Annotated in this window: 12 protein-coding genes; 1 reads left to right on the top strand and 11 read right to left on the bottom strand. The window is 33.1% G+C overall.

Annotated features, from left to right (window positions below; translation table 11 throughout):
- Positions 1-176: 176 nt before the first annotated feature.
- The 7 genes from guaA to C4Q29_RS06095 form a co-directional block, all read right to left on the bottom strand.
- Entirely contained in the window at positions 177-1,160 is a 984-nt protein-coding gene (gene guaA / locus C4Q29_RS06125; RefSeq protein WP_103981934.1) for a glutamine-hydrolyzing GMP synthase, read from the bottom strand.
- 8 nt (positions 1,161-1,168) lie between these two features.
- A complete protein-coding gene (gene guaB / locus C4Q29_RS06120; protein ID WP_306457096.1) occupies positions 1,169-2,245 on the bottom strand; it encodes an IMP dehydrogenase in 1,077 nt (358 codons plus the stop codon).
- Between the two features lie 126 nt (positions 2,246-2,371).
- A complete protein-coding gene (locus tag C4Q29_RS06115; RefSeq protein ID WP_103981932.1) occupies positions 2,372-2,917 on the bottom strand; it encodes an NADPH-dependent FMN reductase in 546 nt (181 codons plus the stop codon).
- Between the two features lie 96 nt (positions 2,918-3,013).
- The gene (locus tag C4Q29_RS06110; protein ID WP_103981931.1) at positions 3,014-4,696 is read right to left on the bottom strand and encodes a putative ABC transporter permease subunit; all 1,683 of its coding nucleotides are present in this window, start codon (positions 4,694-4,696) and stop codon (positions 3,014-3,016) included.
- The gene (locus tag C4Q29_RS06105) at positions 4,689-5,411 is read right to left on the bottom strand and encodes an ABC transporter ATP-binding protein (RefSeq protein ID WP_103981930.1); all 723 of its coding nucleotides are present in this window, start codon (positions 5,409-5,411) and stop codon (positions 4,689-4,691) included. Before C4Q29_RS06105 ends, C4Q29_RS06110 begins: the two co-directional genes overlap by 8 nt.
- A 924-nt stretch (positions 5,412-6,335) precedes the next feature.
- Positions 6,336-6,758, bottom strand: a complete 423-nt coding sequence (locus tag C4Q29_RS06100; RefSeq protein ID WP_103981929.1) for a cupin domain-containing protein — start codon at positions 6,756-6,758, stop codon at positions 6,336-6,338.
- A gap of 92 nt (positions 6,759-6,850) precedes the next feature.
- Positions 6,851-8,170: an MATE family efflux transporter gene (locus C4Q29_RS06095; protein WP_103981928.1), complete on the bottom strand. Its 1,320-nt coding sequence runs from the start codon at positions 8,168-8,170 to the stop codon at positions 6,851-6,853.
- 121 nt (positions 8,171-8,291) lie between these two features.
- On the opposite strand from C4Q29_RS06095, the gene C4Q29_RS06090 reads away from it, so the two are divergent.
- Complete coding sequence (locus C4Q29_RS06090; protein ID WP_234994068.1) at positions 8,292-9,206, top strand: Gfo/Idh/MocA family oxidoreductase; 915 nt, start codon at positions 8,292-8,294, stop codon at positions 9,204-9,206.
- A gap of 250 nt (positions 9,207-9,456) precedes the next feature.
- Here the strand turns inward: C4Q29_RS06090 and C4Q29_RS06085 are convergent, their stop codons facing one another.
- The 4 genes from C4Q29_RS06085 to C4Q29_RS06070 all read right to left on the bottom strand — a co-directional run bounded on the left by C4Q29_RS06085 (position 9,457) and on the right by C4Q29_RS06070 (position 12,745).
- Positions 9,457-10,008: a DJ-1 family glyoxalase III gene (locus C4Q29_RS06085; RefSeq protein WP_103981927.1), complete on the bottom strand. Its 552-nt coding sequence runs from the start codon at positions 10,006-10,008 to the stop codon at positions 9,457-9,459.
- 14 nt (positions 10,009-10,022) lie between these two features.
- Complete coding sequence (locus tag C4Q29_RS06080; RefSeq protein WP_103981926.1) at positions 10,023-10,631, bottom strand: histidine phosphatase family protein; 609 nt, start codon at positions 10,629-10,631, stop codon at positions 10,023-10,025.
- 22 nt (positions 10,632-10,653) lie between these two features.
- Positions 10,654-11,292, bottom strand: coding sequence for a DUF6198 family protein (locus C4Q29_RS06075; protein ID WP_103981925.1), 639 nt, complete (start codon positions 11,290-11,292; stop codon positions 10,654-10,656).
- A gap of 67 nt (positions 11,293-11,359) precedes the next feature.
- Complete coding sequence (locus tag C4Q29_RS06070; RefSeq protein WP_103981924.1) at positions 11,360-12,745, bottom strand: 6-phospho-beta-glucosidase; 1,386 nt, start codon at positions 12,743-12,745, stop codon at positions 11,360-11,362.
- Positions 12,746-12,760: the final 15 nt, after the last annotated feature.

The following is a 12,760-nucleotide window of genomic DNA, read 5'->3' as shown; positions in this document are numbered from 1 at the left end:
GTGATTTTAAAACTTATTTTCAGAGTTTTTAATCCCATTCACATCTCATTCTAAAAACGCTCCCTCTTCGGTCGCATTTTTAGTCATTCGATGAGGAAGGGCCAGACATCGACTCGCACTTCACTTCGTTCGTGCTTGTCGTGTCGTGACGTAAAAAATATTGCCTACAATATTTTTTACTCCCATTCAATCGTGCCGCTAGGTTTTGGTGTATAGTCATACAAGACTCTATTTACACCTTTTACTTCACTTGTAATTCTTTTTACAATTTTTCTCATTAGATTAAAATCTATATCTTCTACTTCAGCTGTCATTGCATCTACTGAATTAACTGCTCTGATGATTACTGGCCATTCAAAGCTTCTTTTTCCATCTTTAACACCAGTAGATTTAAAATCAGGTACTACTGTAAAATATTGCCATACTTTTTTATTTAATCCGCTTTTTGCAAATTCTTCTCTTAGTATTGCATCGGATTCTCTTACGGCTTCTAATCTATCTTTAGTGATTTCTCCCAAGCATCTTACTCCTAAACCTGGTCCTGGAAAAGGCTGTCTATCTACCATACTATCAGGTAGGTTTAATCTCCTACCTACAACTCTTACCTCATCCTTAAAAAGGGTTCTTACTGGTTCTACTAGTTCAAATTGTAAGTCTTCAGGTAAACCACCGGTATTGTGGTGGGCCTTGATACCTTTTTCACTTTCTAATATATCTGGCCATATGGTTCCTTGAGCTAGAAAGTCTACACCTTCTAATTTTCTTGCTTCTTCAACAAAGACTTCAATAAACTCATTGCCAATAATTTTTCTTTTTTCTTCAGGATCAACTACACCCTTTAATTTATCTAAAAATCTCTCACTAGCATCTACATAAACTAAATTTGCATCTAGTTGATTTTTAAATACTTCAACTACCTCTTCACTTTCACCTTTTCTAAGCAAGCCATGGTTTACATGAACGCATATTAATTGCTTGCCAATTGCTTTTATTAATAAAGCTGCAACGACTGAAGAATCAACTCCTCCAGACAAGGCAAGTAATACTTTCTTATCTCCAACTTGTTCTTTGATTCTTTTTATTTGATCATTAATAAATAAATCAGCCTGGTCAAAGTTTTCTATTCTGGCCATATTATCATCTCTTCTTATATCAGTCATCATATCTCCTATTTAGAATAATTAGGTGCCTTATTAGTCATTTGAATACTATGAGGATGGGATTCTAAGAAACCAGCATTGGTAATTTTAACAAATTCTGCCCTATCAAATAGGCTCTTTAAATCTTTAGCGCCAAGATAACCCATACCACTTCTTAAACCACCTAAAAGTTGGTAAATTATCTCAGAAACTTCTCCTTTGTATTCAACTCTGGCCTCTACACCTTCAGGAACAAATTTCTTGGTATCATTTTGGAAATACCTATCCTTACTTCCTGATTGCATAGCAGGAATAGATCCCATTCCCCTATATTCTTTATATTTAACTCCATTGTCTTCTATAACTTCACCAGGAGATTCTTTGGTACCAGCAAATATGCTACCAAGCATAACAGTGTCAGCACCAGCAGCTAAGGCCTTTACAATATCTCCAGAATATTTAATACCACCATCAGCAATAACTGGAACATAATATTGTCTAGCTATGCTAACCACATCAGCAACTGCAGTTAATTGTGGAACTCCAACACCTGCAACAATCCTAGTTGTACAAATAGAACCAGGTCCTATACCGACCTTAATAGCATCGGCACCAGCCTCAATTAAAGCTAAAGCAGCTTCTTTTGTGGCTATATTTCCTGCAATGACTTCAACATCTTTATATTCTTCTTTGATATGTTTTAAAGCATCAATAATATTTTTAGAATGACCATGAGCACTATCTAAAACTAAAACATCAACTTTAGCAGCAACCAATGCTTTAATTCTATCTTCCATGTCATTACTTACACCAATTGCGGCACCAACTAGTAAGTTGGCATCTTTTTCTTTAACTAATTTAACTTGATTAGCTTGGTCTTCTATTCCCATATTTTTATGTATTATACCTATACCACCTTGCTTGGCCATTTCATAAGCCATGTCAGATTCAGTAACGGTATCCATACCAGCACTTAAAATTGGAATATCCAAAGATAAGTTCTTTGTAAGTCTAGTCTTGATATCTACCTTATCGGGAGTAATCTCCGAATGTTTAGGAACTAATAAAACATCATCATAAGTAAGTCCATCTCTAATTCTCATAATCATCTCCTTTTTTTAATATTACTTAATATTATATATAAAAAATAGGAAAAAATAAAAAAAGTTGCTGCAAAATCTTTTTTTGCAACAACCTCTTCTTTTAAAATGTATATTATTTAATCTATTCCCTTATTCTACAAATCCAACAAACTTTTCAACAAAGTCTTTTAAAAATGCTTTTGTTTCGTCTACCATTTGGACATTTTCATCAAAGCTGTCATGGATTACTGACAATATAACTTCTGGTTGAGCCAATACATTTGCACCTAAAAATGATAGCGAAGTTTTTACTTCATAGTTAGCTCTAAGACCTGCTGTCATAGCTAGTGATGAACTTGCAACAGCAACTTTTTTACCTGTCCATTTTACATCTGTGTATGGTCTTGATCCAACGTCTATAGCATTTTTGATAGTTGCTGGCATTGCCCTATTGTACTCAGGTGTAACAAAGATAAAAGCATCTGACTCTTCTAAGTCATTTCTAAATCTTGTATATGATGCTGGTGTTTCTAAAGTACCATCATCGTATTCTTCATTGTATAGTGGTAAGTCCCCTATTTCTATAAATTTAGCTTCATAGCCTTCTGGCAAAAGTTCTGCAATTGTTTCTGCAATCTTTTTGTTGAAAGAATTTTTTCTTAAACTACCTTGGATAATACCGATTTTCTTTGTCATATAATCTCCTCTTCTTTTTAATAAATACTTCTTTTTATCACACAGAGAAGAATATACCCCAGGATAGTATCTTCAAACACTTATTTTAATTTTTTATTAATCAATCTTTACAAGATGTTTTTCTAATAACTTCTTATCAATTACATATAGAACGCCTGTCAATATTGCCATTCCTGCATAGATGATAAGAGGTAGGTAGATAAGATTATCGCTTAGATCTTCTATCCCTGATCCAAGTATTTTAAATAAGGTGTAAACTAATCCAACCATCATTCCAACATTTATCAATAATGGGATCAATGATCTTGAACCCTTGATAGCTTGGGCTGGATTGTCCCATTCGGTATAGGCAAATAATATGCCAAAGATTAAGTTCAAGGAGCTTAAAAATGCGGCTATTACAAATGATGCTAAGAATAGGGATAGCATTATTAGTAAATCAAATTTTGCTACATATGAAATGATGAGGATGACAGGTATATTTGCTAACACTAAAAATATAGTTGAAGCTAGTATCCTCCCCAATACTTGGTCTTTAGTTTTGATTGGATATACCTTCATCATCCACATATTTTTACCTTCCCTTGAGAAAGTTGAACTTGTTAATTCTGAAGATGATCCAAAGAATAAGGCTATCGGAATAAATCCAAGCAATGCTATAGCCAAGGCTAAAGTATAATGTTCTTCTAAAAACCCTCTTACAAGCTCGAGTGAAGTTTGGATATCTAGTCCATCTTCTTTTCCACCAACTAATATTCCTCCTCCGAAGAATAGTGGGAAAATAATGCCCATTGAAAATTTATTAATAAAATAAGTAGCATTTGAAAATATATTCTTAAGGTCTTTTTTGCAAATAGCCATGTATGAAGCTTGAGTTTTGTATTCTGTAAACTTTGTCTTTTTATGCTTTTTACTTACCACATTTTCATTTAGAACACCTGATGCCATTCTCTTGTATCCTAATTTTACTACTATATATAAAAGTACAAGTGTAGCTGCAAGTAATAGGAAAAAGTTTAGGGCTCTTATACCAAAACTTTCGCCTAGTAAGGCATTAGCAAAAAGATTTAACTGTGGATAGGCCTTGGTAAAGATACCCTGGGTATTGTCTATATTTTCCATTATATTTTCTGCTGACGACCCACTTATCGTAAGTTGAATAAAGAGTTGTAAGCCTACAACAAATAAAAAGAATATTATTGTAGAAATATATTTAAGTGCTTGTTTTAGGACTCTGCTCCTATTTACATAGTACATTATCCAAACTATGATTAGCATTTCTATACTGATCAAAATCACAGTTACAAGATAGGTTGAAATCAAGGCTACTAAATAAAATAGTACACTTTTATTGTAGAATACTCCTATCTTGTAAATCATTGGAAATACTAGCAAGATTGAAAATGCTAAAGCAGAAAAACTAGCTGATAAGATTTTGCTTATGAAAATCGAGCTGTGCCTTATCGGTAGTCTGAGCAATATTTTAGTTTCATTTGAGTAATATATTTTTGCTATATTGCTTGTTGTTGTAAAGATCAAAACTGCAGATAGATAGGCTGATATACCAGTTATTAGCAAGTTTTTTGCCTTGCCTAATTCTAAATATAAGTCATAATATTTAAATAAAGACTTTTGTATCAATACTATGTAAAACAACATTAGCAAGACAGAAAATACTAGAGCAAAGAATTTTTTACGACTTTTCTTGTCATTGAAAAATCCCCTTATATCTAGGTAAAATCCTAATTGTTTTTTAAGTAAAGTAGTTAAATCATTCATTTGTTAACTCCAAGAATAGTTGTTCTAAGTCACCATGGTAGTCTGCGTGGTTCTTAAGTTCTTCTATAGTTCCTTCGGCTATTATTTTTCCCTTATTGATAATAATAATCCTGTCACAAATTTTTTCTACAACTTCCATGATATGGGATGAGAAGAATACAGACTTTCCTCTATCACACATTTCTCTCATAATATTTTTCAAGTTGAATGATGACTTTGGATCAAGACCAACCATTGGTTCGTCCAAAATCAAAACATCTGGATCACTTATAAGGGCTGAAATTAGAGAAATCTTTTGTTTCATACCATGAGAATATGAAGAAATATGACTGTCAAGGTCATCTTGTAGACCAAACATATCGGCGTATTTATTCATGCGCTCTTCCATATCTTCCTTACTTACTTCATATATGTTGGCAACAAATTGAACAAACTTTCTACCTGTCATATTTTCATAAACTTCTGGATTGTCAGGTAGGAATGCTATCCTCTTCTTTGCTTCATATGGATTTTTTATAACATCAATGCCACCGTCCATAGTGATAGTCCCACTGGTTGCTTCAAGTAGACCAACTATCATACTTATAGTGGTAGTTTTACCTGCACCATTTGGCCCTAGGAAACCTAGTATCTCCCCATTTCTAACTTCAAAACTAATATTGTCTACAGCAAGCTTTTTACCGTAGTCTTTTGTTAAATTCTTTACTTGTATCATAAGTCCTCCTTTGTGTATCTTCGCTTTGGTTATTATTATATCAAAGTGGGTGGAGAAAATAAATGGTTTCTGGGATTGGGGTTGGTGATTGAGATTTTGTAGATGTTTGAGTAGTGATCTTTGGGGGAGTTTGAATAATGTAGATTTAGTAGTTAGAATGGTTTGGCGCAATTTTAAGTTTTTGTTTATTTTGAGCTACTTTCAAAGTTTAGATTTTTAAGATTTGGCGCATTTTATGGCTTGTTCTGGAATTTTGCTCCACTTTCGGAGTTTGATTTTGGATTTTTGGCGCATTTTATAGCTTGTTCTAAATTTTGCGCCACTTTCGGAGTTTAAATTTTGGATTTTTGGCGCATTTTTGAAGTTTCAGCTTGTTTTGAGCCACTTTTGAATTTTGGATTTTAGACTTTTGGCTCATTTTATAGATGTTTCAACTGTTTTGCGCCACTTTTAGAATTTTAACTTTGAATTTTTGGCGCATTTCATGGCTAGTTCTAAATTTTTTCGCCACTTTCGAAGTTTTAATTTTGGAATTTTGGCGCATTTTATAGCTTGTTCTAAAATTTTGCGCTACTTTCGGAGTTTAAATTTTGGATTTTTGGCGCATATTTGAAATTTCGAACTGATTTGCGCCACTTTTAGAAATTTATTTTTGAAATTTTGGCGCATTTCATGGTCGGTTCTAGAATTTTGCGCCACTAATCATTAGTTTTTAACTCATCATGTAAATAAAAATTGATGTTCAATTTTACATTAGTTTTATTGAGATTTCTCATGTAAATTCAAGACCTACCTTTCTTTTACATAAATCCATACTTTTATTAAGAATATTCAGCACCAAATCCGTCTGCAAGCCCAAAACTAGCCAATGTCAAAAAAAAGGCTAGCGCCAGCTAGCCTTCTTCTTTTCTACTTTCCTAAATTCTAATGTTCATTTGGATCGTTTTTAGCATCTTCGTGTGTTTTGTGCACTGTGCCTGGTACGTGGTCTGGACCTGCGTAGATTGTGTATAGTTTCAATGGTTTGTCGCCTGTATTTTCTACATTGTGCCATGTGTTTTGTGGTACGAATATGGCATCATCATCTTTAACTTCTCTTTCGAATGTTAATTCGTCTTCTTTTGGTCCCATCTTGCAAAGGCCTGTACCTTCTTCTATTCTTAAGAATTGGTCGATACCTTCGTGAATTTCTAAACCAATATCGTCACCTGGTTGAATGGTCATCACTGTAACTTGTAGATTATCTCCTGTCCAAATTGTTGTTCTGAAGTTTTCATTTTCTAAGGTCATACCTTCAATGTTTTCTATAACTGGTTGTTTTCCTCTATCTGAATAATCATATGCCATAATATTCTCTCCTTTTGTAATACCGTCTTTCTTTCTTACATTATCATTCTACCCGTAAAGATTTTTATTAAACAAAAAATCAGTATAAAAGATTATAGTGACTTTGTATTTTTATAAATATAGTATCCATAAAGGTCTGCAATAAACCAGCCGATGATAATGCTGATCCATATTCCAAAGGTACCATAATATTTTGATAAGATATTTGCTAGTAGAACTCTTAAACCAAGAGAGATTACAGTTAAGACTATCGATTGTCTTGACTTTCCCAGTCCCCTATAGTATCCATACCATAAGAATAATATTCCTATTCCCACATAAAACACGCTTACAGTCCTTAGATAATGAACTCCAACTTTTATAACTTCAACTTCCTCTGCCTTGACGAAAATCATCATTAGTTTTTCTGCAAATGTATATACAAATACAGATGAGGTTAGACAAAATATGATGGAAACCAACATGGCAGTCTTAAGGCCCTTGTGAATTCTTTCTTTGTTGTTTGCCCCATGGTTTTGGGCTATGAAACTAGCAAAGGCATTACCAAAGTCTTGGGCAGGCATATAGGCAAAGGCGTCTATTTTTACAGCAGCAGCAAAGGCAGCCGCCACTATAAGTCCATAGCTATTTACCAAGCCTTGAATCATCAAAATCCCAAAGTTCATAATTGATTGCTGGATGGCTGTAAGGCTTGAATTGTCGATAATATTCATCAATATATATTTGTTAAATTTAAGTTGGTCTCTTGCTGGTAGTAGGTCCTTTCTTTTGATTAGAAAATATGTGCTTATACCTAGGGCCGAAAATATCTGAGCGATTACCGTTGCCCAAGCTGCCCCTGCAACTCCCATATTTAAATATCTTATAAAAATATAGTCTAGGGAAATATTAATAATAGTTGAGCATATAAGAAAATACAAGGCGATTTTTGTATTGCCCAGAGCCCTCAAAACTGAAGCTATAAAATTATAAACAAATATAAATATGATACCGATAAAAATTATAGTTAAATATTCTTTAGTCATTTCAATGGCTTCGACAGGTATATTGATCCATTCTAAAAACTTATCTAGAAATATATAGGACAAAATATTTAAGACCACAGCTATGGCCAATATAAATATAAAAGCGTTAAATATAGCGACCTTCAGCTTGTTTGTATCATTTGCCCCGAAGTAATGAGAAAACACAACACTCGCCCCCATGGTAAAGCCAATGATGATAGAGCTTAATAAGACCATGAGCGCATAGGATGAACCTACGGCAGTAAGGGCCACATTTCCTAAAAACTGGCCAACTATCAAGGTGTCGACCACATTATACATCTGTTGAAAAATATTCCCGATTATAATTGGTATAGAAAATAGTATTAATGATTTTAATATATTTCCTTTGGTTAAATTTACTTCCATGTCTCTTCCTTAATTTTTTGATTACTAATATATGGTATCACATTTTAGGAAGAATATTATCAATATCAGCCCATATTTGTATATAATATTAGTAAGAGATAAATATATTTAAGGAGGAAGAATGCTTACTATCGCATACATCGGTAATGGTAAAAGTGCCAACAGATACCACCTGCCATTCTCAAGGCAAATTGAAGGTATAAGAGTCAAGTCAATTTATGAAAGATCAAGATCAAGTTGGGAAAGAATTGAAGGAATTAACTACACTTCAGATATTGATGACATTTTGAATGATCTGGAAATACAGCTAGTAGTCCTTTCCTTACCAGCAAGCATTCATTATGAATTTGCTAAAAAATGCTTGAATGCCGGTAAGAATGTTTTGGTAGAAAAGCCATTCACAGAAACGGCTACAGAAGCTAAGGAATTATTTAACTTAGCTAATGAAAAGGGTCTTTTTGTCCAAGCCTATCAAAATAGAAGATTTGATTCTGACTTTTTAACTGTACAAAAGGTAATTGAAAGTAAGGTACTCGGTGATATTTTAGAAATTGAAATGCACTTTGATTATTTCAGACCAGAGGTGCCCGAAAGTGTAGACAAGTTTTCTCTTGATACTAGCTACCTATATGGTCATGCCTGCCATACTGTTGACCAAGTGATTTCCTACTTTGGCATGCCAGATAAAGTGCACTATGATGTCCGCCAACTACTAGGTAAAGATAGGATGAATGATTATTTTGATCTGGACTTATACTATGGAAATATGAAGGTGTCCATAAAATCTAGTTACTTTAGGATAAAGCCTCGTCCAAGTTTTATTGTATATGGTAAAAAAGGAATGTTTATAAAAGAAACAAAAGATAAACAAGAATCCGACTTGAAGAAGTTTTATATGCCTACAAATGAAGACTTTGGAATAGATAATCCAGAGGACTACGGTGTCCTTACCTATATCGATGATGAAGGCAAATACCATGAAGAAAAAGTTGTTTCTGAAAAGGGATACTATAGCCTTTTCTATCAAGCCTTGTGATACCTTGGTTAATGGTAAAGAGAAATTAGTTAAAGATGAGGAAACTATAATACAGATAGAAATACTTGAAGAAGGTATTAGGCAAATGAATAAACCTGAATAGAAAAAATTATATCTAATAAAAATGAGCTGAACTCAAAATCAAATATATAAGTTGATTTTGCTTCAGCTCATTTTAATAGTTAATTTAAATATCTTATTTTATTACACGTTAACTAATATAATCTTTTATATATTCACTTATTCTTAGTTATTGTTCAAGAACAAAGTTGTACAACATTCTTTCTCTTAATATGCTTGTATCAACACCTAAAAGATCCAATAAGGTATATGAAAACTCGAAAACTGTTGCAGGACCTCTACTTGTAACTAACTTCCCATCAACTACAACTATATCCTCTTTATAATTTCCACTTTTGATTATTTCATCATAACCAGGATATACTGTAAAGTTTTTATCTTCTAATACACCTGCTCTCTCTAAGGCAATTGGAGCTGCACAGATAGCTGCAATCCATTTATCTTCTTTCTTCATATCTTTTATAGCTTTAATAACAAGATCATTATCTCTTAGATTATCAGCTCCTGGTCTTCCACCTGGTAAAACAATCATGTCATATTCTTGGGCAATTTCATCATCAATTACCCTATCACATTGAATTGAAATGTTATGTGCACCAGTTACGACATTTTCTAATCCAACTAAGTCACAATGCATTTCACCTCTTCTTAAAATATCAGCTACGGTTACTGTTTCTCCCTCTTCAAATCCAGGAGCTACAAATACAGCGATTTTTTTCATCTTTCCTCCTATTACTATTCTTCCAATAAAGGTTGGAATAAATGGATAAATTTCAATTCACCATTTTCTAAAACTTCAAATTCTAAAGTGGCTAGATTTTTTATTCCATTGCCTAAACCATTTTCTTCTAGCAAGTCTCTACTAGGAAACATTCCAGTCACTAAAGACCAAATAGCGCCAGCATGTGATACTACAATAGCATTTTTACCTTCGTCCCCACCTATTTTAGCAAGGGCGTTTTTCATACGCTCTCTAAGTTCTTTTACATCTTCACCACCATGTTGGACCCACCAGTCACCAAAATTAAGTCTGTCTGGAAGGTAATCTGGTCCTGGAGTACCTAAATCTTCTGGTTCCCCTTCGTATACCCCAAAATTCCATTCTTTTAGGTTTTTCATTCTTTCATAAGGTAAATCGGTAATTAAATTCAAAGTATCTTCAGCTCTTTCTGATGTTGAGCAATAGGCCTTATCAAAAACTATCCCATGCTCATTAAAATATTCCTTAGCTTTTTTTGCTTGGTCAATACCTGTTTCTGTCAGAGGAGAATCACAGGCTCCCTGTCTTTTTTTCGTTAAGTTAAATAAAGTTTCTCCATGTCTTGTTAGATATATTTTTTTCATTATTCCACCTTTTTAAGTTATATCAATTTGCGAGTTCCAATTTATTAAATTTTGGTTCTAAAATTTTAATATAGAATCTTATCATATAGTTTAATAAAAATAGGCTAATTATAGTACCTTCTCTTATCGGACTAGGTATATTAAATATGATAACAATAAGTATAGTTGCAATAAGAGCAACAATATCTACAGATAGTCTAGTATTACTAAAACTCATAATCTTTTTATCTTCCATTAATTTGCAAAATCCTTCTATTGGCATGCTAGCTATATCTAACTCTTTAAGGCAAACTAACGTAAAAGGTATAATCAAATATGATAAAGTGAATAGAACTAAACGTATTGAGTAACTTGTTAATTCAAAAGTAAAAATATTATATAAGAAAAAATTAGTAATAAAACCAAAAGTCACCATTATCATAGCTTGAAATATTAAGGATATATTAACATTTTTTCTTAAGATTATGATTTGCAGTAAAATAAATAAACTATTTACAATAATTGATACAGTTCCAAATTTCATACCTGTAATCATAGAAATAGATAATAATGTACTGTTCACCAAAGATACACCTACAGCCGCTTTAGTCTGTAATGCTACCCCAAATCCAAGTAATATTAATGTTAATAATGTTAAAATTACTCTCTTCTGAGTCTTCATTCATTTTCCTTTCCATATATTTTAAGAGGTGTAAATATATTTACACCTCTTAAAAATATAATTAATCTTAGTTGCTCTTCATCAATTCATCAACATAAGATGTGATTTCCTCATCTTTTTCGATTTCTGCAATCTTGTCAGCGAATTGTGGTAAGTATTTCTTGTGAGCATATAGCATTTCATCTAAAATTCTCTTAGCTAGTTTTCCACCAGGAACTAGTGGGTTGATTGTGAATGCATGTAAGGCTGCATTGTAGTCACCATCAATAGCTGCTCTGATAACTGTTTCTTCCATAGCTTTCATAATTTGTAGAGTACCTCTTGCTGCAGGCATTAATTTACCCCAGTTTTCTACGTTTGCTCCTCTAGCATCTATCTTAGCTGAGATTTCTACTATACAATCGTATGGTAGGTCTTCAATAGCACCATTATTTCTTGTAGACACAGTCATCAATGTACCCTTGTCATTTACGATTGATGCGATGATTTCACATGCTGCATCTGAATAGTGAGTACCACCTCTTTGTGTTAATTGTTCTGGTTTGTAATCTAGAGCTGGATCTTTGTATAGTTCAAATAGTTCTTTTTCTGTTTGTTTTACAACTTGTGCTCTAGTTTTTCCATTCTTGAAGTCTTCTATACAGTGTTCTAACATTTCATCTTCTATATAGTAGTATCTATGGTATGAACATGGTAGTAATTTTAAGTCTCTAAGTTGTTCTATATGATATACAGCTTGGTGTATATTTTCAACTTCTTTGCTTCCTTGTTTGTTACCATAAACTGCTTCGATAACTTCTTCAGTAATTTCATTTCCTGCCTTATCCCATACTCTATGCCAGTGGAAGTGGTTTATACCAGCAAATCTAAAGTGTAGGTCTTCTTTTGGTACACCTAAAGCTTTAGCTTCGTTTGTTTCTAAGTTTATAGGAACATTACATAGACCAATGGTTTTTTCCCAACCAAAGTGTTTGATAGCAGCTTCAGTTACAATACCTGCTGGGTTTGTAAAGTCGATTAACCATGCATCTGGACATTGTACTCTCATATCATCAATGATTTGACCGATTACTGGTATAGTTCTAAATGCCTTGAACATACCACCAGCGCCATTAGTTTCTTGTCCTAGTACACCGTGTGATAAAGGTATTCTTTCATCTTTAACTCTAGCGTTTAATAGACCAACTCTAAATTGTGTTGTAACAAAATCAGCATCCTTTAGAGCATTAAATCTGTCCAATGTTAATTCTACTTCCCAATCTAGGCCAGCGGCTTTAACCATTCTTCTAGCCATTTCGCCAACTATGTTTAGCTTTTCTTCCCCATCTGGTATATCAACTAATACGATTTTTCCAATATTTAGTTGATCTTTTCTTTTAATGTATCCTTCAATTAATTCTGGTGTATATGATGAACCTCCACCAATTGTTACGATTTTTAATTTCTTTGACATAATTTCTCCTTCTTC

Origin of the sequence: Helcococcus massiliensis, from assembly GCF_900258485.1 — a bacterium.
Classification (GTDB): domain Bacteria; phylum Bacillota; class Clostridia; order Tissierellales; family Peptoniphilaceae; genus Helcococcus; species Helcococcus massiliensis.
This window is presented reverse-complemented; position numbering and strand designations above follow the sequence as displayed.